Here is a 21,938-nt window from a genome sequence, read left to right as displayed (position 1 = left end):
TCGGCCTACTCTTGATCTCGCCCCCGTGCCCATGCCCGACCCCATTCGCGTCGCCGTCGTCGAAGACCATGCCGGCTTGCGGGACCGGCTCGTCCAACAGCTCGCGTTCTACCCCGAGGTGGAGCTGGTGCTCGTCTCCGAGAGCGGCGACGGCTTCCTCGCGGACCTTGCGGTCCGACGCCGCTCGGGCGCGCCGCTCCCGGCGGTCGTGCTGATGGACATCGAGATGCCGGGCCGGGACGGCATCGCCACGACGGCGGCGTTGGCGGCGGAGACCTCGGCCATCGACGTGCTGATGCTGACCGTCTACGAGGACGAGGACCGCATCTTCGCTGCCATCCGGGCGGGCGCCAGCGGGTACCTCCTGAAGGATGCCGGGCCAGACGCCATCGTGCGGGCTGTGCAAGAAGTCGCTCATGGGGGGGCGCCGACGTCGCCGCTCGTCGCACGCAAGCTCCTGGGTCACGTCCGGGCCACCTCGGGCCCCTCCGCTTCGGCGGTGGGCCTCGGGCTGACCCCCCGCGAGACGGAGGTCCTCGCTCGCCTGGTCGAGGACGACTCGGAGGTGGCCATCGCCGAGCGCCTCAACGTCAGCCCGCACACCATCCGGTCCCACGTCAAAAACTTGTACGGGAAGCTCCAGGTGCACAGCCGCGCGCAGGCGGTCCGGACCGCCTACGAGCGGGGACTGGTGTAGAGCCTTCCCTGGGCTCGGCGTACTATAGCAGACGCCCCCCACAACAGGTGAGGGGCTTTGCGGGGCCGGGTGCCTGTGGTGGGACGCCCGGCCCCGCTCTGTGTCGGTTCCCGAGGCCGGACCGGGGAGAGCCGGCGGCCTCGGCCCCAGGCAGGCTCTTCCAGCGGATAAGCCTCTCCGCCGTTATCTGCGGGGGGCCGACTATTTCTAGGTGAACGTTGGGTGTCTTTGCTAGACCGCGTCGAGGTCGAGGTCCGGGGCGTCGGTCGCCGCGCCGAAAAAGGCGTCCAACGCGTACTCATCGGGGATGAGCACCTCGCGAGCCTTCGAGCCCTCGAACGGCCCCACGATGCCAGCGTCCTCGAGCTGGTCGACCAATCGCGCCGCCCGCGTGTAGCCGACGGAGAGCTTGCGCTGGAGCAGGGAGACCGACCCCTGCTGGCTCCGCACAATCACCTTGGCGGCGTCCTCGAACAGCTCGTCTCGATCGCCAGAGGAGTCACCTGCCGAGCCTGCCGGGGCGTCGTTTCCCGCATCCATCGGCGGCAGCAAGTATGGCCCGGCGCCCTCCTGGGACGCGATGTAGCCCGAGACGGCCTCCACCTCGTCGACGCCGACATAGGGCCCCTGTAGGCGCGTCAGGCGCGAGCCGTTCATGTAGAGCAGGTCGCCATTCCCGACCAGCTGCTGCGCGCCGCCGCCGTCGATGATCGTCCGGCTGTCGATCTTCGACGACGTCTGGTAGGCCATCCGCGACGGGAAGTTGGCCTTGATCAGGCCGGTGATGACGTCGACCGACGGCCGCTGGGTCGCGAGCACGAGGTGGATGCCGACGGCGCGCGCCATCTGCGCCAGGCGCGCGATCGGCGCCTCGACCTCCTTCGCCGAGGTCATCATCAAGTCCGCCAGCTCGTCGACGATGACGACGATGTACGGGAGGTGGCGGTGCGCCTTGCCCAACGTCTCCAGCTTGCCGGTCGCCTGCTTCTTGTTGTACTCGTCGATCCCGCGCACGCCCGCCTCTGCAAGCAGGTCGTAGCGGATCTCCATCTCGCGCTCGCAGCTCCGCAGCACGGCGGCGGCCTGCATGAAGTCGGTGATGATGGGGTCCTCGGCGTCCTCGGGCATCGCCGAGAAGTGGTTGAGCAGCTCGGCGTAGCCGTTGAGCTCGATCTTCTTGGGGTCGACCATCACGAACTTGAGGTCGGCCGGGTGCTTGGCGTAGAGCAGCCCGACGATCAGCGCGTTGACGCCCACCGACTTGCCCGAGCCCGTCGCGCCGGCCACCAGCAGGTGCGGCATCGTGGCGAGGTCGACGATGAACGCCTTGCCCTCAATCGTCTTCCCGATCGGGACCGGGAGCGCCATTTTGCCCGCGCGCGCGGCCTCGACGAACTCCTTGCGGGTCAGGATCTGGCGCAGCCGGACCATCTCACGCGTCCGGTTCGGGATCTCGACGCCGATCGACGACTTGCCGGGGATTGGCGCGATGATGCGGATGCCCGGCGCGGCGAGCGCCATCGCGAGGTCGTCCTCCAGCGCGGTGATACGGCTGATCTTGACGCCGGGCGCGGGTGTCAGCTCGTAGCGCGTCACGGTCGGGCCGACGACGGCCTCGATGGCGTCGATCTGGATGTTGTAGGTCTCCAGCTTGTCGAGCAGCACCTGCTTGTTGTCCTCGATCTCGTCGAGGTCGACCTCCTGGTCGGTCGCCGACTCTTCGAGCAGCTCGATCGACGGGAAGGAGTACGGAAGCTCGGCGGCGCGGGGGGTGTCGGCCGCCGCGCCGTCGAGGTCGGCCGGGCGCTCGTGGATCGGGCCCGTGACGTGGAACGCCGGGCCGTCGCGCTGCTCGTCGACGAGCGCGTCGAGGTCGGGGTCGTCGGCCTCAGCGCCCGGCGCGATGGCAACCGGCAGGGGAGGGGCGACCCGAGTCGGCTCCGGGACAGGCGGCGGCGGCGGGGCGGGCAGCGGGGGCCGGGCGGCGGGCGTTGGCGTCGCCGACGGCGCCGGCTTGCGGGCCTCCTTTTCCGCGCGTTTCGATTCGCGCTCCGCCAGCGCCTCCGCGCGGGCCTGCTGGCGCAAGGTCTTGCGCTCGGCGGCGCCGGTCCGGTACTCCGCCCACGTCTCCGTCAGGCTCGACTTGATGCTCGTCACAGCTCCTTCGGCACGGTCGAGGGAGGTCTGGATATCGCGGTCCCACACCAGCAGCAGCGTCACCACGACGGCCACAAGCAAGACGATAAACGACCCGACGGGGTACAAGACGCTGGTGAGCCAGCCCGAAACCCCGAGCCCCAACGTCCCGCTCCACGCCGCCAGCTCCGTGTCGAGCTGGGAGTCGAACCAGCCGAAGAAGCAGGCCAGGAACAGGGCCCCGGCGATGGACAGGCCCGTCAGGGTGGGCAGGAAGACGGGCGTCTTCTGGCGCAGCAGCACCCAGCCCCATGACAGCACCGCGAGCACGGGGAGCAAGACGGGGTAGCCCACCAACCCGGCGACGAGCGCCTGCGCCAGCATCGCCCCGACGTAGCCCAACATGTTGTCGTACGGCTGGCCGTACGGGTCGACGGGGTCGGTCAGACGGTCCGCGTCGCCGGCCGAGTAAGTCACGACTGCGAGCGCGGTTAGCACGGCGAGCGCGAGCAACAGAATGCCCAGCACCTCCTGCTTTCGCTGTCGCGAGAACCCGGCAGCCGTGGTCGTTTTCGAGGGCCGCTTCTTTTTCGAGCGGGTGCGTGTCGTGCTCACGGCGGTTGGGGGGAGACGGCCGGGCGCCCCGATTGGGGCGTCTATGAAGGTACGACGGGTGGCCTGTGCCCTGGGACGGCCCGGTCGGTCCGCCCCAGACGCTCAGCCCGCGACGAGCTGGTTGTCGCGGTAGACGGGGAGCACGTCGAGCGCGTCGACGCGGACGCAGGCCGTGACGTCATCGGCAGCGCCCAGGCTCGCGAGCCGCCGCGCGTGCTCCGACGAGGCCACGGCCCGGCCCAGGTTTGCGGCCGCTCCCCGATACAGGCCCAGCGCGATCAGCGCGCCGTCGCCACCCGCGCCGCCGACGCGGTCCGCCAGCAGGCCGGCGCACAGCACGTCTTCGAGCCCGACCTCGCCCCGCCAGCCGGCGCAGACGATGGTCGCCTCCAGCCCGTCCGCAAGGGCGTCACTCAAAAAGGCGGCCGTGGCCGCGGCATTGACGAACGTCCCAACCGCGAGCCGGTCCGCCTTCTTTGCAGCGACGATGGCGTACGTCCCGTTCGTGGTCGTGAGCACGACCGTCTTGCCGCCGACGGCCTCCGCGGTCATCTCGCGCGGCGAGTTGCCGAGGGTGAACCCGGGCAGCATCACGCCGTCGCGCTCGCCCGCCAGCACCGACGTGTCGCGGTCGAGCGTCGCCGCCAGCCGGCCGGCCTCGCCCTTGTCGGCGACGGGGATCACGGCGCGGGCGCCGTTCGCGAGCGCTGTCGCGATCGACGTCGAGGCGCGGAGCACGTCGATGACGACGACGGCGCGGCCGTCGAGGGAGCCGGGGTCGAGGCCGGAGGGGGTGAGGGCTACGGAGAGGCTCACGCGGTCTTGTGGAAGGGGGGCTTGGTGACGGTCGCCGGGAGCACCGTGCCCCGGACCGACACGCCCAGGCTGGCGCCCGCCGTCGTGTACGCCGGGTCGTTGGGCACGTAGCCGAGGGCGACGCCCGCACCGAGCGTCGGCGCCTGGCTCCCACTCGTGACGACGCCGATCTCGGCCCCGTCGGCGTCGGTGATGGGCGTGCCCGCGCGCGGGATCCGGCGCCCTTCGATCACGAGCCCGACCAGCTTGCGCGCAAGCCCATCGGCCTTCTGCGCCGCCAGCGCGTCACGTCCCACGAAGTCGGCGGCGTCGGGCTTGACGACCCAGCCGAGTCCGGCTTCGAGCGGTGTCGTGTCGTCGTCGAGTTCGTGGCCGTAGAGGCAGAAGCCGGCTTCGAGCCGCAACGTGTCTCGAGCGCCCAGTCCGGCCGGCGTCGCGCCCGCCTCAACGAGCGCGTCCCACGCCGCGCCCGCCGCGTCGGGCGAGAGGTAGAGTTCGAGCCCGGACTCGCCCGTGTAGCCCGTGTGCGAGATGATCCCGCGCTGGGCGCCCCACAGCGCACCCGCTTGGGCCGGGCGGAAGTGGTAGTAGGCGATGTCGCTGGCGTCGATCCCGCTCGCGTGCTCGAACACCTCGAAGGCGTCGGGGCCCTGAAGCGCAAGCAGGGCCCAGTCGTCCGACTCATTCGTGAGGGTCGCGTCCATCCCGGCGGCATCCGCCACGGCCGAGACGTGCGTCCAGTCCTTGTCGATGTTGCCCGCGTTGACGACGAGCAGCACGTCGTCTTCCGCCAGTCGGTACACGAGCAGGTCGTCGACGGCGGTGCCGTCTTGGCGGCACAGCACGGCGTACTGGGCGCGCCCGTCGGTCAGCTTCGACACGTCGTTCGTGACCAGGTGCTGCGCGAGCGCGAGCGCGTCGGGCCCCCGGAGCCTGAACTCGCCCATGTGGCTCACGTCGAACAGCCCGGCGGACTGGCGGACGGCGTGGTGTTCATCGAGAATGCCCGAGTACTGGATGGGCATGTCCCACCCGCCGAATCCGGCCATCTTGGCGCCCAGGGCGAGGTGGCGGTCGTGGAGTGGGGTCGTGCGGAGCGTGTCGTCGGCCATGGGCGTAGAGGGTGCGCCGCAAGCTACGGGCACCCCTCGGTGCCGGGCCGCGCGTATCGTCCCGTGTCTCTCCCCACCCCGATGCGCGCGCTCCTCCTCTCCCAGTCCGACGGCCAGACCTCGGCCGCCCTCACCGACGTCCCCGACACCGACCTGCCTGCTGGCGACGTGCTCATCGACGTCTCCCATTCGAGCCTCAACTACAAAGACGGGCTGGCGGTGACCGGCCGGGGCAAGATCGTCCGGGGCGACTTTCCGTTTGTCCCCGGCATCGACCTCGCGGGGACCGTCGCCGAGTCGTCGTCCGACGCGTGGCAGCCCGGCGATCGCGTCGTGCTGACGGGCTGGGGCACGGGCGAGGACCGGTGGGGCGGCTTCGCCGAGCGCGCCCGGGCGTCCGCCGACCACCTCGTTCGCCTGCCCAACGGGCTCTCCGCCGAGGACGCCATGTGGATCGGCACGGCGGGCTTTACGGCGATGCTGAGCGTGCTGGCGCTCGACGCCCACGGCGTCACGCCCGACGACGGCGCGATCGCCGTGACCGGCGCGAGCGGCGGCGTCGGCTCCGTCGCCACGGCCCTGCTGGCGGCGCGCGGCTACGCGGTGACGGCGGTCACCGGGACGGCCTCGGCGCACGACTACCTGCGCGAGCTCGGCGCGACGGAGGTCGTCGGGCGCGAGGCGCTGGCGACGAGCGGGGCGCCCCTCCAGAAAGGCGTTTGGGCCGGCGCCGTCGACTCGGTCGGCGGGACGACGCTCGCGACGCTCCTCGCGCAGTCCGGCCGCCACGCGTGCGTCGCGGCGTGCGGGCTCGCGGGCGGGGCCGAACTGGCGACGACCGTGTTTCCGTTCATCCTGCGCGGCGTGACGCTGGCAGGCATCGACTCGAACACGGCGCCCGTCGCCCTGCGCCAGCAGGCGTGGCAGGCGCTCGCCGCGGCCGTCGCGTCGGGCGCGCTCGCGGCCGTCCGCAAGACGGTCGTCGGGCTGGGCGAGGTGACGGCGTGGAGCGAGCGGATCGTCGAGGGCGACACGGTCGGCCGCGTCGTCGTGGAGGTGGCCCGGTGACGGCGTCGGTCTGGCAGCGGCCCCCGGCCGTCGAGGCGGACGTGGCGATCGTCGGCGGCGGCGTGATCGGGACGGCGACCGCGTTCGCACTCCGCCAACTCGCGCCCGACCTCCGGGTCGTGATCGTCGAGGCTGAGCGGCTGGCGTTCGGCGCGAGCGGCCGCAACGCCGGCTTTTTGCTCTTGGGCACGCACGCCGACTACGCCTCGGCCGTGGCGACCTACGGCCGGGACCGCGCGCGGCGGCTGTGGCGGTTTACGAATGAGGCGTATCGGCTGGCGGCGGATCTCGGCGCCCGGCGAGCAGTCGGGTTTGCGGCGACGGGCAGCGTGCTCGCGGCGGGGGACGCTGTCGAAGCGGAGCGCCTCCGCGAGTCGCACGACCTGCTCGCGGAAGACGGCGTCGCGTCGGCGTTGGCAGAAAGGGGAGAGGCGGACGCGCGGACGGGAGGCCAGGGCTTTCCGGCCGCGCTGTATGTGCCCGAGGGCGGCGTCATCGACCCGGCGCGCTTGGTCGCCGCGCTCGCGGCGGAGTCGGGTGCGCGCGTGATCGAGCGGTGGCCCGTCGCGGAGATCGAGTCCGAGGGCGAGCGCGTGCGGCTGGCGGGGCCGGAGGGGGGAGAGGTCGCCGCCGGCCGCGTCCTCGTCGCCGCGAACGCCTTTTTGCCCCGGCTGCTTCCCGCGCTGGTCTCGGCCGTGCGGCCGGTCCGCGCCCAGATGTTCGCGACCGCGACCGCGCCGCTCCGGCTGGCGGCGCCCGTGTACTCGCACGAGGGGCACTACTACCTCCGCCAGCGGGCCGACGGCCGCGTCCTCGTCGGCGGGGCCCGGCACCTCCACGAGGCCGACGAGGTCGGCTACGACGACGCGACGACGGACGCGCTCCAGGCGTCGCTGGCGGCCTACGTCGCCGAGCACTTCCCCGACTTCGCCCGGCTCGCCGTCGAGCGCCGGTGGTCGGGCACGATGGGGTTCAGCCCCGACGGCCTGCCGGTTCTGGGCGGCGTGCCCGGCGTGACGGGCGCCCGCTTCGCCGCCGGCTTCACCGGCCACGGCATGGGCTACGCGATGCGCTTCGGCCAACTCGCGGCGCGGTCGCTCCTCGGAGAGCCCGACCCCGCCGCCGACTTGTTCGACGCCCGCCGATTGGACCCCGACGTTCAGCCCAGCCCGTTCGCGGCCGATGTCCCGGCGGCCTGAACCCTTTCCCGGCGCCCGCTCGTTGACCGGCGCCCACCCCTGCGCCCGTGATCGACCCGACGACTGAGACCTCGACCCCGCCCGCCCTCCAGAGACCCCCCGCAGGTCCCCCGCCCCCCGAGGTGATTGTCGACGCCTGGGACGACGCCGAACCCATGCCGCTGACCGGCTGGTTCGAGCGCAACGGGTTCAGCCCGATCCTGACGGCGCTGTTCGTCTTCGTGCTCGCGTTCCTGCTGTTCCAGCTGGTGATCGCGCCCATCGTGCTCGGCATCGGCGTGATCTGGGACGCGGTGCAGAACGGCGACGGCACGGCGCCCGACATGGGGCAGATCATGGAGCAGCTGACCACCAACGGTCGGCTGATGCTGACGGCCAACACGGTCGGCCAGGCGCTCGGCTTCGGCCTGTTGGCCGTCGTCGTCGCCAAGCTGCACACCCCCGCCGTCCGCGCCTTCCTGCGGATCCGTCGGCCCGACGGCCTCGGGCTGGGGTTGGCGGCCCTGGGCTGGGCGACGCTGTACCCCGCCGTCCTGTGGACCGGGCAGCTCAACTCGCTCCTGCCGCTTCCGGACTGGCTCCGCGAGCTCGAAGCGACCCAGGTCGACTTTCTCGAGGGCCTGCTCATGGGTGGCGACCTGTCGACCCCATTCCTCTTCGTCGCGCTCGCGCTGACGCCCGCCATCTGCGAGGAACTCCTCTTCCGTGGCTACCTCCAGCGCCAGGTCGAGCGCCGGTGGGGGACCGTCGCCAGCATCGTGCTCGTCGGCGTGCTCTTCGGGCTCTACCACCTCCGGCTGACGCAGGCCGTCCCCCTCGCGCTGCTCGGGGTCTACCTCGGCTTCGTCGTCTGGGCGACCGGCAGCCTGTGGGCCGGATTCCTGGTCCACCTCCTCAACAACGGGCTCGCGGTCGCCGCGACGGCCTTCGCCCGCGCCGACCCGGACCTCGACCTCGAGACGCTCGAGGCGATGGGGGTGCCGTGGTACTTTGGGGTCGTCGGGCTCGTGCTCACCGGCTTCGTCGTCCGTGCCATGACCGCGCGCCGCGTCTCGCTCGTCGGGACCCGGTCCGATGCGCTGCCCGTCCCCCTCTCTCCGCCCCTCTCCGCACAGCCCCTCGCCCCCCATGATTGAGCCCGGCACGCCCCCCCGCGACGATTCCCCCAAGGCCCGCGCCGCCCGTACTTACGAGGGCTGGATCTCCATCTTCGAGGCCTCGACCGACTTCGAGGCCGACCTCGTCCGCGACCGACTCGATGAGGCGGAGATCCCCGCCGTCGTGCTCACCCAGCGCGACCACTCGTTCAACCTCAACGTCGGCGACCTCTCGCCCGTCCACGTGATGGTGAAGCCCGAGGACGAGGGCCGCGCCCGCGGCGTCCTGGACGAGGCGCCGATCTCCGACGCGGACCTCGAAGCGGCCGCTATGGCCGCCGACGTCGACGCGCCGGACGCGCACGACCCGATCGCCGAGGCCCGCCTCGACTCCGGCATCGACGAAATCAGCCTCGACGTGCCCGACGACGACGACGACGCCTAGGTGTCGAACTTCACCCAGCGGATTCTGACCGGGCTCGTCGGCGCCACGCTCGTCGTCGCGGCCATGTGGGCGGGCGGCTGGTGGTTTGCGGCCCTGATGACCGCCGTCGCGCTCGCGGCCCAGTTCGAGCTCTACACGATGCTGAAGGCGGGCGGCGTCGCGCCCGTCGTCGGCCTGGGCCTTATGCTCGGGCTCGCCGCCGTCGTGTGGCCGCTCGCGCCGGTGACCCTGCTGGCGCTGGTCGCCGGCGTCCCGCTGATCCAGGTCGCCGTCCTCTTCAAGAGGCGCACCTCCCCGCTCCAGGACGCCGCCGCGACCGTCTTCGGCGTGGTCTACCCGGCCCTGCTCGCGAGCAGCATCGTCCTGCTCCGCGTCGGCGACGTCGGGCTGCGCGGCGACGAGGCCTTCTGGCTGACGGCGGCCGTGCTGTTCGCCGTGTGGTCGGCCGACTCGTTCGCGTACCTCGCAGGCCGCGCGTTCGGGAAGACGCCGCTGTTCGAGCGGATCTCGCCCAAGAAGACGTGGGAGGGCGCCATCGGCGGGGCGGTCGGGGCCTTCGCGATGGTCGCCGCTTTCAAGCTCGGTGCCCTCGGCGACGCCGTCTCGTGGCTCGACGTCGCCGTGATCGCCCTCGCGAGCGGCGTCCTCGGCCCGCTCGGCGACTTGTCCGAGAGCCAGTTCAAGCGGTCCGTCGGCGTCAAGGACTCGGCGTCGTGGCTGCCCGGCCACGGCGGTCTGCTCGACCGCATCGACGCGACGCTGGTGGCCGTGCCGGTCATCGTCCTCTATCTCCACCTCACGCGCGGCTTTTTGTAGACGGGCGGCGAAGGTCGGCGCCCGCGACGGGGGCTCTGCTTGCGGACATCGCCAGCAGCGCCAGCGTCGCTGAATGCTGTCGGGATGGGTCGTCTGTGTGGGGGCGTGGGCTCTGACGCGGTGCGGCAGCCCCTTTGGGAGAGCGCAGGTATCACCGAATCTGTGGCTTACGTGTGACGCGGACGTGAAACGGAAAGGGAATGACGCGGTGCGGAAACTCTCTTTGCCGCATCGCGTCATAGGGCCTGAACCCGCCCAGACCCATGCCTCGTCTCATCAAGCGCTACGGGAGCCGCAAGCTCTACGACACGGCCGAAAGCCGATACGTCAGCCTCGAAGAGGTCGCCGGATTCGTCCGCGACGGACACGAGGTGTCGGTCGTCGACAACAAGTCGGGCGAGAGCGTGACCGCCGCCGTGCTGACCCAGATCATCTCGGAGGAAGGCCGCTCGGGCAACGGCGTCCTGTCCGCCGGCTTCCTCCACGACCTGCTGCGCGCCGGAGAGCGCGTGTACAAGGTCGGCGAGGGCGCCGTCGAGACGGGCATCAGCCAGGCTCGCAAGAGCGTCGACGACCTGGCCCGGCGGGCCGTCGACAAGATCCGGCCCGCCGGCCCCATCGGCGAGGTCCGCGACGAGATGGAGCGCTTGCGCGCCCGCCTCGACGGCCTGGAGCGGACGCTCGAAAGCCTCGACGACCCCGCCCCGACCGGCGACCAGTAACACAGGCGTCCCGCGACGCACGTTTCTTACACACAGACCCCCACGACCATGGCAACCGCCACCAAGACCAAAGCCAAGAAGCAGGCCAACGAGCTCCAGAGCGAGATCAAGAAGACGGCCAACGACGCCGTGACCACCGTCAAGACCACGGTCGAGACCGTCCAGCGCGACCTCACCGACGCCGCCGGCGACGTCCGCGACGCCGTGAACAAGGTGTTCCTCGCGGGCTTGGGCGCCCTCGTGGTCGCCGAGGAGGAGGGCTCCAAGACCTTCAAGAAGCTCGTCAAGCGCGGCGAGAAGATCGACCTCCCGGGCTTCGGCTCCGACCGCGTCAAGGCCATCCGCGAGGCCGTCGAGGAGAAGGCCGACGAGGCGACCGCCGCCGCCAAGGGCCGCGTCCAGGACGCCAAGTACATGGCCGGCGAGACCGCCGAGAAGGCCGAGGGCCAGCTGAGCGAGGCCGTCACGGCCGTGATGACCAAGCTCGGTGTCCCGACCCGCAAGGAGATCTCCGACCTCACCAAGAGCGTCGAGCGGCTGACCGACAACATCGAGAAGCTCAAGACCGAGCGCGAGGCCACCAACGAGCTCGTCCTCGAGGCCGTCGGCGGTGGTTGGTACGAGATCCGCTTGGGCGACGTCGTCGTGGAGAAGGTCCAGGGCAAGGAGGACGCGCAGGCCGCGCTCATCCGGATCCAGGAACAGCGGGGCTAAGTCTCAGGCTCGCCTCTACCGCACCGGGCGGGCGCGGCCTTCCGCGCCCGCCCGTTTCATGTCTACACGTCACTATGAAAGTCGCTGACCACAAAAGCACCGGATCCATCGGCCTCGCCTTGGCAGGCGGGGGCCCGGAGGGCGCCATCTACGAGATCGGCGTCCTCCGGGCCCTCGACGACGCCCTCGACGGACTCGACCTGAACGCCGTTGGCGTGACCGTCGGTGTCTCCGCGGGGGCCATCATCGGCGCCTCGCTGGCGAACGGGATCACGACCGCCGGGATGGTCCGGTCGGTGACGGGCCACGCCAGCGCGGAGCACCCGTTCCGGCCGGAGCTCTTCATGGCGCCCGCGTTCCGCGAGTACGCCAAGCGCGGCCTCCAACTCCCCGGCCTGGTCGTGGACGCGTTCCGGTCGTTCCTGGCCGACCCACGCGGCGGGTTGGTGTCGGAGCTGGTGAGCCGGGTCGGGCGAGCGTTGCCCGTCGGGGTGTTCGACAACGACCCGCTCCGCGCGTATCTCCGTCGGCTGTTCGAAGTCGAGGGCCGCACGGACGACTTCCGCAAACTGCGTTCGCAGCTGTTCGTCGTGGCGACCGACCTCGACTCCTCGGAGACGGTCGTCTTCGGCTCGCCGGGCGCCGATCACGTGCCGATCTCGCTGGCGGTCCAGGCCTCGACTGCGCTTCCCGGACTGTACCCGCCGGTCGAGATCGAGGGGCGGCACTACGTCGACGGCGTGCTCAACAAGACTGTCCATGCGTCTGTGGCCTTTGCGCATGGCGCCGGACTCGTGCTCTGTGTCAACCCGATCGTGCCCGTCGACACCGCTCGTGCAGTCGCAGAGGGTGCCATGAAGCGAGGCCGCCTCACCGACCGGGGCATGCCGGGCGTGCTGGCGCAGACCTTCCGCACGCTCATCCACAGCCGCATGGGGACCGGGATGGCCGCCTATGAGGCCCGCTTCGAGGGCTCCGACCTGCTGCTGTTCGAGCCGCCAAAGGACGACTACAAGATGTTCTTCACGAACGTGTTCTCATTTGCGTCCCGCACCGAGGTGCTGGAGCATGCGTACCGCTCGACCATGGAGCAGCTTCGCGAGCGGGCGGAAGAACTCGAGCCCATCTTCGCGCGCCACGGCGTCCGCCTACGGGTGGAGGTCTTGGCAGGCGGCACGTTCGATATCTGGGAGAGCCTGGGGAGCGTTCCAGACCATCCGCTGCCGTCGACCGACACGACGCGCGACTTGCGGGATGCGTTGGCTGACCTCGACGCGCTGCTTGGGTAGGCGCCTAGGCGTCCGCGAGCCGGAGGTGGTCGACGATCCGGCGGACGCCGGGCAGACCGGTCGCGACCGCGAGCAGCGCCTCCCGCGCCGCCCCGTCGGCGACGGTGCCGTAGAGGGAGATCGCGCCGTCGTGGACGTAGAACGCGAGCCCGCTGGCAGGAATCTTGGCCGCCCGCACGCTGTCACGTAGGCGCCGCGACAGCGATTGGTCGGCGGTCGTCTTCGCCCGCGCCGCCTGGTGACGATCGACGAGCCGGCGGATGGCGGGGGGGAGGCCGTAGCCGAGGACCTGGGCGCTGACGGGCACGGCAGTGGGGGGAGGAGCTATCCGGTGAGCATGCAACGTGCGTGCCACCCTCACGTCGCCATTCGCGGGCCACGAACGTCCCTTTTGTTCTTCACCCCAGCCGGAACGAAACGCTGGCGTTCCGTCTCCGCCCTCGCTCCTTCCCACTCCCCTCTAGGGCCCGCCACGTGAATCCGGGTCCTGTCTGCGCGAGGCCTCTGGCGGCGTCTGCCGCGTTGCCCTCCTCGTCCGATGCTTCATCGATCTCGTCGGGCGCCTTGCAGGCACCGCCAGCGGCTCTCGCTCGGCAACGGGCCGCCTTACATGACGGACCCTAGAACTGCTGCCCGAACCCGCCGGTGCGGACCGTGGAGTTGGGCACATCGAGGCGGAGGAAGTCGCGCAGGAAGCCGCTCTTCACATAGAGCGACACCGAGAACAGCTTGGTGACCCCGATGGGTTGCCAGTTGATCGCCATCTCCCAACAGTGGAGGTCGCGGCGCAAGCCCAAGCGCGTCGTCGTCAGCTCCATCGAGGTGAGGTCCACGCCCGTACTCCCGGTCACCGACCAGTTCTGGGTGAGCCGCGCGTTGAGTTGCGACACGTCGAGAGTGGCCACCGTGCGGGGCTCGCCGATCCCGCTCGTCGAGCGGTTCAGCGTGAGACCGAGGGCGACCGACCACGGGGCGGAGTAGTCCACGTAGCCGATGGCCGCGCTCCGGGGGACCGTCGAGGTGGCGTCGTAGAGGTCGCCCAGCGTTTCGTCGTAGACCGGGCGCACATCGCGAGCGCCCGTCCGGCGGCCCGACTGGAAGGTGCGGTTGACCTGGAGGTTGACGTTGGTGAGCCGCAGCGGGCGGCCGTCGGTCTCGTAGTACGTCAGCGGCGACAGTCGGCCGAGCGAGTCCAGACCGTACGGGTTGAAGGCGGCGCTGCCACTCGCGTTCAAGCCGAACAGGTTGGTGGTGAACCGCGCGCTGACGGGGCTCAGCGGGTTGTCTTCCGCGCCAAAGTTGTAGCCTCCATTGAGGCTGAGCGACAAGAGTTGGCGCGTCTGCTTGGTCTCCTCGCCCGTCGAGTCGGTCCGGACAAAGCGGCCCGTGAATGCGTTCTGGACTGAGAACGACAGCGTCCGCGTGGGGTCGGTCGGGATCGAGGAGTTGATGGCGTACCGTTCGACCCGGCCCGTCGTGTCGGCCTGCACCTCGCGGACATAGCCGAAGGCTTCGTAGTCGGGCTCAAAGGACATCGACACGCTCGGCGTCAACGTGTGTCGGATGCCGTCGAGCGCGCCGACACGTATCGGGAAGGTGCCGTAGAGCTCCGTCGAGGCGGATGCGCTGGCGGAGACCCGGCGGAACGCCGTGAACCCGGGCTCGCTGCCGCTCACCGCCCGGCCCAGGCTGTCGACGTACACGCGTGTCGTCTCCTCATCCGTCCACGTTTCCGTCAGGTTCAGCGACGGGCCAAAGCTGAGGTTGAAGCGGGGGACCGAGAACGACGCGGAGACCGGGACGGTCTGCATGACCTGGTAGTCGAACCGCGTGAGGTCGCAGTCGGGCTCCGTCACCGGGCACGCGGCCCGTCGGAACGAGTCGGCGCTGAACAAGGCGTCGAACGCCGAGACGCCCGTCGAGTCGGTGGACGGCTCGAAGGCGAAGGCGTTCTGGGCATTGGCCGTGTAGCTGACGCTGATCTTTTCCCACCAGTGGTCGTCGCGGCCCCGGCGGAACGGGAAGCGGCGCTGCTGGGAAAACTGCAGGCTCGGAAGCTGTGCTGTCGTCCGGTTGTTGCCGAAGTCCTGGTACGCCTGCAGCGAGAGGTTCACCGAGCGCCCCACGCCGGGCCACGACTGGCTAAAGCTCACGTTCGACGACGTCGAGACCGCGAGCTGCTCGCTGACGTCCGACGTCGCCAGCCGCAGCCCGGCCGACTGCAGGTTGACGCTCGCGGTGACGCGCTGGCCGGCGGGCAGCGTCTGGTTGTGGGACCAGCGGAGGCCGGCCGGCGTGCGCGGCGCGAAGTCGGGGTCCGTCGATTCGCCCGAGCGCAAGCGCGCCAGCTGGAGCGAGACGGAGCCGTTGTAGGCGTACCGTTTGTTGTAGCGGAGCTGGCCCTGTGCCTGGACCGAACCCTGCGTCCCGATTTTGCCGGTCACCTGCGCGTCGAGGTAGTCGCTGATGGCCCAGTACCAGCCGACGTTCTCGAGGAAGAGGCCGAACGACGAGTCGCTGCCGTACTTGAGCGGGAGCGGCCCGCTGCGACGGCCGTCGGCGGTCGGGAAGTATCCGAAGGGGAGGAGCACGGGCATCGGGAGCCCGAGCAGCTTGAGCTGGACCGGGCCCGTGTAGACACGTTCGCCGTCGACGATTTTCATCCGCCCCGCCTCGACGGCGTAGTGCGGGTGGTCGAGGTCGCAGGTCGTGTACGCCGCGTCCTCCGCGAACACGACGTGCTCGTCCTTCTGCTTCAGGATGCCTCCCAACAGGTAGCCGTCCTCAATGACGGTTTTCGCGCCCGTCACCCGGCCGCGCCGCGAGCGCAAGTCGTAGACGAACGAGCGGCCGGTAAACTGGCCCTCGTCACCGCTGTAGCTGGGCAGCCCGACTTCGCCGGAGTCCGAGCGCACGGGGCTGGCGCGGAGCACCTCGCGAGCGGCCTCGTAGTCGACGCGGCCCGCCGAGATCGTCGCGCCCTCGTAGTCGGTCCGGACGTTGCCGAAGAGGGAGACCACGTCGCCAGGCCCGCCCTCGGGTGCCCCGCGCGGCGCGAGCACGACGCGGATCGAGTCGACGGCGGTGTAGCGGATGGCGCGGTCGAGCCCGCCCTCGACCGCCGGCGCGCGGGGGACGCCCAGTACCAACGGCTGCCGCTCTGGCTCGCCGGGCGCTCCGTCGAGCGAGTCGCCGGGCAGCCCGAGCGAGTCGGCCGGGACCGCAGTCGCGTCCGGTCGGGTCGTCAGTGAGTCTGCGCGCTGGGCGCTGGCGGACGCCGAGGCGAGCAGGAGCAGGAGCAGGGCGCGGACCACGCTCCGCGAACGGAGCGGCCTCGGGCTTCGTGCGCCCGCACGACCGGGGGCTCGACACTGCGTAGGGGACGGGCGGGGCCTCGACAAGAGGTACGGGCGGGTGGCCACAGGTCAGGCCGCGTCGTCGATCCGCTCGAAGACGAGCCGCGCCCCGCCGAGCAGCGCCACGTCGTTGCCACGCGGCTCCTGGACGATCTCGATGCCCTCCGCCATCGACGGCATCACGGACCGGCGCAGCGTGTCGCGGGCCGAGTCGAGCAGCAGGTCCCCGGCTCGCGAGACGCCGCCGCCGACCACGACCTTGCGGATGTCGAGCAGGCTGACCACCGACCCGAGCAGCACGCCCAACTTGTGGCCCGCCCACGCCAGAACATCGTTGGCTGCCTGGTCGCCGGCCACCGCCGCCGCGTGGACGCGCTCGGGTGTCACGTCGACCAAGTCCTCGCCACACGTCTCGTGGAGGCCGGTCTCGCGCGTCAGGAGCTGGTACCGCGCGTGGCGGGACAGGAACCGCTGGCCGAGATACGCCTCGATGGCGCCCGGCACGCCCGCCCGGTCGTACGGCCCTTCGTAGTCGATGGACATGTGGCCGATCTCGCCGGCCGCGCCCGTCGCACCCCGAAACAGTCGGTTGTCGACGATGATGGCGCCCCCGACGCCCGTCCCGAGCGTGATCATCACGAACGAGTCGAACGGCCGCCCGGCGCCGTAGAACGCGGACCCGAGCGCAGCGACGTTGGCGTCGTTCTCCACGATCACGAGCCGTTCCAGCCCCAACCCGTCGAGCCGGCCACCGACGGCGTCGGGCACGTGGACCACGTCCCAGTTGACAAAGTTGGGCGGCGTGGTGACGGTCGTCCGGTCGAGCGATACGATCCCTGGCGCGCCGACGCCGACGCCGCGCACGGGCCCGTCGGCCTCTGCCACGACGCGGCCGATGCCGTCGGCGATCTGGTCGAGGACATGCTCCGGCCCTCGGCCCGCGTCCGTCGGCAAGCGGACCTGGCGGACAATGCCGGCCTCGCGTTCGACGAGGGCCACCTTGAGATTGGTGCCCCCGAGGTCGACGCCGACGGCGTACTCGGCAGCCATGCTACTCGGCGGTCTCCACGCGGTAGACGCGCTCACCGGGCCGCCGCATCCCGTACTCCTCGCGCGCGACGCGCTCCAACGTGGCATCGTCGAGGCCGTCCTCGAGTTGGGCCGACAAGGCAGCGTTCTCAGCCTCGAGCCCGGCATTCTCTTCGGTCAGCCGGTCTAGCTCGCGGGCGTAGCCGATGCGCCGCAAGACGCTGTGGCTGTCGAAGAAGGCGACCCAGAGGGCCAGCCCGACGAGCCCGACGAGGAGTGCACGGCGGCGCAAGCGCGTGGTCATAAAAGGGCGGTGGGGGGATCCGCAAAGGTAGGTCGGATGAGCAGGTGCTGCCCTCCGGCGTTGCGAGGACCGCCCGTCGCCGCGACGCACGGCGAATCGGGCTGCGGGGCGCGGGCAATCGTCCGTGCACGACCCGTCGGCGGTGGGCTCGTGGCAACCTGTGCGAGCGTCACGCCAACTCGTGACCCGTTATTGCATTCCTTGCTCGCGGTCTCGGGCCTCCCGCTACAGGCTGAACGACTCGCCGCAGGCACACGTGCGGATCGCCTGCGGGTTGTTGAAGTGGAAGCCCTGGCCGTCCAAGCCGTCGGTAAAGTCGAGCGTCGTGCCCTCGACGGTGACCAGGCTACGAGGGTCGAGCACGAGCCGGAGCCCATCTACGACGACCGTCTCGTCGGCCGGGCTGACAGTCGTGTCCCAGCCGAGGTCGTAGGTCAGGCCCGAGCAACCGCCGGGGACCACCGCGACCCGAAGAAAGGTGGTCCCGAGGTCGATACCCTCGGCGACGGCGACGGACGCCAGCCGCTGGCGGGCCCGCTCGGTGATGGCGAAGGCGTCGGCGGCGGGAAAGTCGGTCATGGGGCGTGCGTTTTCGGGAGTCTTCACCGCGGCTGGGGGCGCTCGCGGCGGGCCGTTCCGAACTTCGGACGAGCGGGGCCCGGTCCGCCTTACGGCCGAGTTCATCGAGCGGAGGGTACGGCGGGTCGGCTTCGGCCCGTCTTAGTGGAACAGCCCCCATCCGCCCCGGTTCGCCCCGCACACAGAGCAGCACCATGGCTACCTACACCGAGCACGATTTCTTCGAGGACGTCGCCGAGCAGGGCTACAAGTACGGCTTCGTCACCGACACCCCCGGCACCAAGGCGCCGAAGGGCCTGTCGGAGGACACCGTCCGTTACATCTCGGCCCAGAAGGAGGAGCCCGAGTGGCTTCTGGAGTACCGCCTGAAGGCGCTCCGTCACTTTTTTAAGCTCCTCGACGAGGGAAAGGAGCCGTCGTGGGCCCACCTCAACGTCGAGCCCATCGACTACCAGGACGCCTACTACTTCTCGGCGCCGGGCGACCGCGTCAAGTACGACTCGATCGACGACGTGCCGGAGGAGATCCTGGCCGACTTCGAGAAGCTGGGCATCCCGCTCCGCGAGCAGGCCGCGCTTGCGGGCGTCGCCGTGGACGCGGTGATGGACTCCGTCTCCGTCGCGACCACGTTCAAGGCGGAGCTGGCGAAGGTCGGCGTCATCTTCTGCTCCTTCTCCGAGGCCGTCCAGAACCACCCCGACCTCGTCCGCGCCAACATGGGCAAGGTGGTCCCCTACACGGACAACCTGTACGCCGCGCTCAACTCGGCCGTCTTCTCGGACGGCAGCTTCTGCTACATCCCGAAGGGCGTCCACTGCCCGATGGAGCTGAGCACCTACTTCCGGATCAACGAGGCCAACACGGGCCAGTTCGAGCGGACGCTCATCATCTGCGAGGACGGCGGCTACGTGAGCTACATGGAGGGTTGCACGGCGCCGATGCGCGAGGAGTACCAGCTCCACGCCGCGATCGTCGAGATCGTCGCCCACGACGACGCCGAGGTCAAGTACTCGACCGTCCAAAACTGGTACCCCGGCTCGGCCGAGGGCAAAGGCGGCGTCTACAACTTTGTGACCAAGCGGGCGCTCTGCTCGGGCCGCAACTCGAAGGTGACCTGGACGCAGCTGGAGACCGGCAGCGCCATCACGTGGAAGTACCCGTCCTGCATCTTGAAGGGCGACGGCTCCGTCGGCGAGTTCTACTCGGTCGCCTTTACGAAGGACTACCAGCAGGCGGACACCGGCACCAAGATGATCCACCTGGGCAAGAACACCCGGAGCACGATCATCTCGAAGGGCATCTCGGCCGGGCAGTCCAACAACTCGTACCGCGGGCTCGTCAAGGTCAACAAGAAGGCGGCCAACGCCCGCAACTTCAGCCAGTGCGACTCGCTGCTGATCGGCGACCAGTGCGGGGCCCACACCTTCCCCTACATCGAGATCCACAACGACACGGCCCAGGTGGAGCACGAGGCGACGACCTCGAAGGTCGGCGAGGACCAGATGTTCTACTGCCAGGCGCGCGGCATCTCGGAGCAGGACGCGCTCAACCTCATCGTCAACGGCTACGCCAAGGAGATCCTGGCCAAGCTCCCGATGGAGTTCGCCGTCGAGGCCCAGAAGCTTCTTTCGGTGCAGCTCGAAGGATCGGTCGGCTAGCCGACGGTCCGGCGCCCGGGGTACGATGTACCTAGGCCCTGAACCACGTACCCAGTACCCAGTACCCGCATTCCATGTCTTTGCTCAGCATCAACAACCTCCACGCCTCGGTCGAGGACCACGAGATCCTCAAGGGGCTTTCGCTCGACGTCAAGGCCGGCGAGATCCACGCGATCATGGGTCCGAACGGGTCCGGCAAGTCGACGCTCGCGAGCGTCCTCGCCGGGCGCGACGATTATGAGATCACGGAGGGATCCGTCACGTTTAAGGACGAGGACCTGCTGGAGATGGCGCCGGAGGAGCGGACGCGCGAGGGCTTGTTCCTGGCCTTCCAGTACCCCGTCGAACTGCCGGGCGTGAGCACGCACCAGTTTTTGCGCACGGCGGTCAACTCGGTCCGCGAGCACCGCAAGCAGGAGCCGCTCCCCGTGGGCGACTTCCTCAAGCTTATGCGCGAGAAGGCGGCCTTCGTCAACCTCGACCCGAAGCTCACGCAGCGCTCGGTCAACGAGGGGTTCTCGGGCGGCGAGAAAAAGCGCGCCGAGATCTTCCAGATGGCCATGCTCGACCCCCAGCTGGCGATCCTCGACGAGACCGACTCCGGCCTCGACATCGACGCCCTGCGCGTCGTCTCGGATGGCGTCAACAACCTGCGGTCGCCGGAGCGCGCGTTCGTGCTCATCACGCACTACCAGCGCTTGCTCGACTACATCACGCCCGACTACGTCCACGTGCTCGTCGACGGCCGGATCGTCCGCTCGGGCGGGCCGGAGCTGGCGCAGGAGCTGGAGGAAAAGGGCTACGACTGGCTCCTCGACGAGGCGGCCACCGTCGCGGCTTAGCCCACGCGCCTCTGGGCGCACCCCTGTTTGACTGGGTACGAGGGTCGTGGGACCCGGTGCCCCGTACCCCGTACCGACCGCTATGATCGACCTCGAAAAGGCCCCCTCGCTTCTCCGCCACGCCGTCGACGCGCTCGACGCCGCGTTCTCGGGCGACGGCGCGCCCGACCCGTTCGCCGACCTCCGCCAGTCGGCGCGGGACGCCTTCGAAGCCAAGGGGCTCCCGACGACGCGCGATGAGGCCTGGAAGTACACCGACCTCCGGCCCGCGCTGAAGCCGGCCTACGCTCCGGCCGCGCCTGCCCAGGCATCCGATGCCGCCCTCGCCGCGGCCGCCATCCCCGGTTTCGATGCCGCGCGTGTCGTCGTCGTGAATGGCCGGTACGACGCCAGCCAGTCCGACCTCTCCGGCCTCCCGCAGGGCGTCATCGTCGGCTCGTTGGCGGAGACGTTGGCGAACTCGCCCCAGGCGATCGCCGACACGTTCGGCCGCCACGTCGACCTGGACCGCGACGCGTTCGCCTCGCTCAACAGCGCCTCGGCGACGGACGGCCTGTACGTCTCCGTCCCGAACGGCGTCGCCGTCGAGCGGCCGATCCATGTCGTCCATCTCGTCGTGGCGGATGCACCGACCTTTGTGCAGGGCCGCAACCTGATCGTCGTTGGCCGGGCCTCCGAGGTCCGTATCGTCGAGACGTTCGGCGTCACCGGTGGGGCTGAGACGTTCCGCAACGACTTGACCGAGATCGTCGCCAGCGACGCCGCCGTGGTCCGCCACGTCCGCGTGCAGGACGAGGGCGACCAGGCCCACGGCGTCTCGCTCGTCCAGACTTACCAGGAGAAGGACTCGGATGTGTCGACGCTCACGTTCACGTTCGCCTCGGGGACGGTCCGCAACAACACGGTGATGGTGCCGGCGGGCTTGGGCGGTCAGTCCACCCTCGGTGGCCTGTACATCTGCCACGGCAGCCAGCACGTCGACACGAACACCCTCGTCGACCACGTGGCCCCGGGCTGTCAGTCGAACGAGCTGTTCAAGGGCATCCTCTACGACCAGTCGACGGGCGTCTTCAACGGCAAGGTGTTCGTGCAGCGCGAGGCGCAGCAGACGAACGCCTATCAGCAGAGCCAGGGCGTCATCCTGAGCCCCGACGCGCACCACTACTCGAAGCCCGAGCTCGAGATCTACGCCGACGACGTCAAGTGCTCGCACGGGTCGACGACCGGCGCTGTCGAGCCCGAGCACATTTTCTACCTCCGCAGCCGAGGCGTCTCCGAGTCCGATGCTCGCGCGATGCTCCTGTACGCCTTCGCCCACGACGTGGTCGAAATGGTGTCGATGGAGCCCGTCCGCGACTGGCTCGACGCCCGCATCGCCGAGCGGCTGACCTAGGACGTGGACGGTGGACCGTGCCGTGTCGAACGTTCCACTTTCCACCCGTCC

General features: G+C 70.1%; 20 protein-coding genes. 12 read left to right on the top strand and 8 right to left on the bottom strand.

Going from position 1 to position 21,938, the window contains the following annotated elements; all coding sequences use genetic code 11:
• Nucleotides 1–31: 31 nt before the first annotated feature.
• Nucleotides 32–697 (top strand): response regulator, encoded by a 666-nt coding sequence (locus ACLII4_RS12635; protein WP_412067762.1) that lies wholly within the window; start codon nt 32–34, stop codon nt 695–697.
• A gap of 231 nt (nt 698–928) precedes the next feature.
• Here ACLII4_RS12635 and ACLII4_RS12630 read toward each other — a convergent pair whose 3' ends face one another.
• From ACLII4_RS12630 to gcvT, 3 genes are all read right to left on the bottom strand, one after another.
• Nucleotides 929–3,448 (bottom strand): DNA translocase FtsK 4TM domain-containing protein, encoded by a 2,520-nt coding sequence (locus ACLII4_RS12630; RefSeq protein ID WP_412067761.1) that lies wholly within the window; start codon nt 3,446–3,448, stop codon nt 929–931.
• 102 nt (nt 3,449–3,550) lie between these two features.
• Nucleotides 3,551–4,264, bottom strand: coding sequence for a 2-phosphosulfolactate phosphatase (locus ACLII4_RS12625; RefSeq protein WP_412067760.1), 714 nt, complete (start codon nt 4,262–4,264; stop codon nt 3,551–3,553).
• On the bottom strand, nt 4,261–5,376 hold the full coding sequence (gene gcvT, locus ACLII4_RS12620; RefSeq protein WP_412067759.1) for a glycine cleavage system aminomethyltransferase GcvT: 1,116 nt from the start codon (nt 5,374–5,376) through the stop codon (nt 4,261–4,263). Before gcvT ends, ACLII4_RS12625 begins: the two co-directional genes overlap by 4 nt.
• Nucleotides 5,377–5,457: 81 nt before the next feature.
• Here gcvT and ACLII4_RS12615 point away from each other — a divergent pair, with 81 nt between their 5' ends.
• From ACLII4_RS12615 to ACLII4_RS12580, 8 genes are all read left to right on the top strand, one after another.
• On the top strand, nt 5,458–6,444 hold the full coding sequence (locus tag ACLII4_RS12615) for an MDR family oxidoreductase (RefSeq protein ID WP_412067758.1): 987 nt from the start codon (nt 5,458–5,460) through the stop codon (nt 6,442–6,444).
• A complete protein-coding gene (locus ACLII4_RS12610; protein WP_412067757.1) occupies nt 6,441–7,643 on the top strand; it encodes an NAD(P)/FAD-dependent oxidoreductase in 1,203 nt (400 codons plus the stop codon). Before ACLII4_RS12615 ends, ACLII4_RS12610 begins: the two co-directional genes overlap by 4 nt.
• Before the next feature lie 122 nt (nt 7,644–7,765).
• Complete coding sequence (locus ACLII4_RS12605; protein ID WP_412067756.1) at nt 7,766–8,779, top strand: type II CAAX prenyl endopeptidase Rce1 family protein; 1,014 nt, start codon at nt 7,766–7,768, stop codon at nt 8,777–8,779.
• Complete coding sequence (locus ACLII4_RS12600; protein ID WP_412067755.1) at nt 8,772–9,185, top strand: putative signal transducing protein; 414 nt, start codon at nt 8,772–8,774, stop codon at nt 9,183–9,185. Before ACLII4_RS12605 ends, ACLII4_RS12600 begins: the two co-directional genes overlap by 8 nt.
• Nucleotides 9,186–10,001, top strand: coding sequence for a phosphatidate cytidylyltransferase (locus tag ACLII4_RS12595; protein WP_412067754.1), 816 nt, complete (start codon nt 9,186–9,188; stop codon nt 9,999–10,001).
• Nucleotides 10,002–10,264: 263 nt separating this feature from the next.
• Nucleotides 10,265–10,723: a polyhydroxyalkanoate synthesis regulator DNA-binding domain-containing protein gene (locus ACLII4_RS12590; RefSeq protein WP_412067753.1), complete on the top strand. Its 459-nt coding sequence runs from the start codon at nt 10,265–10,267 to the stop codon at nt 10,721–10,723.
• 48 nt (nt 10,724–10,771) lie between these two features.
• Nucleotides 10,772–11,437: a phasin family protein gene (locus ACLII4_RS12585; RefSeq protein WP_412067752.1), complete on the top strand. Its 666-nt coding sequence runs from the start codon at nt 10,772–10,774 to the stop codon at nt 11,435–11,437.
• Nucleotides 11,438–11,511: 74 nt separating this feature from the next.
• Complete coding sequence (locus tag ACLII4_RS12580) at nt 11,512–12,726, top strand: patatin-like phospholipase family protein (protein WP_412067751.1); 1,215 nt, start codon at nt 11,512–11,514, stop codon at nt 12,724–12,726.
• Nucleotides 12,727–12,730: 4 nt separating this feature from the next.
• Here the strand turns inward: ACLII4_RS12580 and ACLII4_RS12575 are convergent, their stop codons facing one another.
• The 5 genes from ACLII4_RS12575 to ACLII4_RS12555 all read right to left on the bottom strand — a co-directional run bounded on the left by ACLII4_RS12575 (nt 12,731) and on the right by ACLII4_RS12555 (nt 17,994).
• Complete coding sequence (locus ACLII4_RS12575; protein WP_412067750.1) at nt 12,731–13,033, bottom strand: BON domain-containing protein; 303 nt, start codon at nt 13,031–13,033, stop codon at nt 12,731–12,733.
• 313 nt (nt 13,034–13,346) lie between these two features.
• The gene (locus ACLII4_RS12570; RefSeq protein ID WP_412067749.1) at nt 13,347–16,040 is read right to left on the bottom strand and encodes a putative LPS assembly protein LptD; all 2,694 of its coding nucleotides are present in this window, start codon (nt 16,038–16,040) and stop codon (nt 13,347–13,349) included.
• Between the two features lie 111 nt (nt 16,041–16,151).
• Nucleotides 16,152–17,132 (bottom strand): ROK family protein, encoded by a 981-nt coding sequence (locus tag ACLII4_RS12565; protein WP_412067748.1) that lies wholly within the window; start codon nt 17,130–17,132, stop codon nt 16,152–16,154.
• Nucleotide 17,133: 1 nt separating this feature from the next.
• On the bottom strand, nt 17,134–17,415 hold the full coding sequence (locus ACLII4_RS12560) for an FtsB family cell division protein (protein ID WP_412067747.1): 282 nt from the start codon (nt 17,413–17,415) through the stop codon (nt 17,134–17,136).
• Between the two features lie 225 nt (nt 17,416–17,640).
• The gene (locus tag ACLII4_RS12555; RefSeq protein WP_412067746.1) at nt 17,641–17,994 is read right to left on the bottom strand and encodes a HesB/IscA family protein; all 354 of its coding nucleotides are present in this window, start codon (nt 17,992–17,994) and stop codon (nt 17,641–17,643) included.
• A 194-nt stretch (nt 17,995–18,188) separates the two neighbouring features.
• On the opposite strand from ACLII4_RS12555, the gene sufB reads away from it, so the two are divergent.
• The 3 genes from sufB to sufD all read left to right on the top strand — a co-directional run bounded on the left by sufB (nt 18,189) and on the right by sufD (nt 21,887).
• Nucleotides 18,189–19,652 (top strand): Fe-S cluster assembly protein SufB, encoded by a 1,464-nt coding sequence (gene sufB, locus ACLII4_RS12550; protein ID WP_412067745.1) that lies wholly within the window; start codon nt 18,189–18,191, stop codon nt 19,650–19,652.
• 80 nt (nt 19,653–19,732) lie between these two features.
• Nucleotides 19,733–20,494: a Fe-S cluster assembly ATPase SufC gene (gene sufC / locus ACLII4_RS12545; RefSeq protein WP_412070566.1), complete on the top strand. Its 762-nt coding sequence runs from the start codon at nt 19,733–19,735 to the stop codon at nt 20,492–20,494.
• Nucleotides 20,495–20,576: 82 nt separating this feature from the next.
• Nucleotides 20,577–21,887, top strand: coding sequence for a Fe-S cluster assembly protein SufD (sufD, locus tag ACLII4_RS12540; protein ID WP_412067744.1), 1,311 nt, complete (start codon nt 20,577–20,579; stop codon nt 21,885–21,887).
• The last annotated feature ends 51 nt before the right edge of the window (nt 21,888–21,938 follow it).

Source organism: Rubrivirga aquatilis (assembly GCF_046845665.1).
Lineage (GTDB): Bacteria > Bacteroidota > Rhodothermia > Rhodothermales > Rubricoccaceae > Rubrivirga.
Note: the sequence above shows the minus strand (reverse complement) of the source record. Positions and strands in the feature narration are given on the sequence as shown.

Excerpts from the sequence above, each read along its gene's own strand:
- ACLII4_RS12555 (WP_412067746.1), bottom strand. The coding sequence starts at position 17,994 with ATGACCGACTTTCCCGCCGCCGACGCCTTCGCCATCACCGAGCGGGCC.
- sufB (WP_412067745.1), top strand. The coding sequence starts at position 18,189 with ATGGCTACCTACACCGAGCACGATTTCTTCGAGGACGTCGCCGAGCAG.
- ACLII4_RS12590 (WP_412067753.1), top strand. The coding sequence starts at position 10,265 with ATGCCTCGTCTCATCAAGCGCTACGGGAGCCGCAAGCTCTACGACACG.
- ACLII4_RS12635 (WP_412067762.1), top strand. The coding sequence starts at position 32 with ATGCCCGACCCCATTCGCGTCGCCGTCGTCGAAGACCATGCCGGCTTG.
- ACLII4_RS12580 (WP_412067751.1), top strand. The coding sequence starts at position 11,512 with ATGAAAGTCGCTGACCACAAAAGCACCGGATCCATCGGCCTCGCCTTG.
- ACLII4_RS12615 (WP_412067758.1), top strand. The coding sequence starts at position 5,458 with ATGCGCGCGCTCCTCCTCTCCCAGTCCGACGGCCAGACCTCGGCCGCC.
- ACLII4_RS12585 (WP_412067752.1), top strand. The coding sequence starts at position 10,772 with ATGGCAACCGCCACCAAGACCAAAGCCAAGAAGCAGGCCAACGAGCTC.
- sufD (WP_412067744.1), top strand. The coding sequence starts at position 20,577 with ATGATCGACCTCGAAAAGGCCCCCTCGCTTCTCCGCCACGCCGTCGAC.
- ACLII4_RS12600 (WP_412067755.1), top strand. The coding sequence starts at position 8,772 with ATGATTGAGCCCGGCACGCCCCCCCGCGACGATTCCCCCAAGGCCCGC.
- ACLII4_RS12560 (WP_412067747.1), bottom strand. The coding sequence starts at position 17,415 with ATGACCACGCGCTTGCGCCGCCGTGCACTCCTCGTCGGGCTCGTCGGG.
- gcvT (WP_412067759.1), bottom strand. The coding sequence starts at position 5,376 with ATGGCCGACGACACGCTCCGCACGACCCCACTCCACGACCGCCACCTC.
- ACLII4_RS12565 (WP_412067748.1), bottom strand. The coding sequence starts at position 17,132 with ATGGCTGCCGAGTACGCCGTCGGCGTCGACCTCGGGGGCACCAATCTC.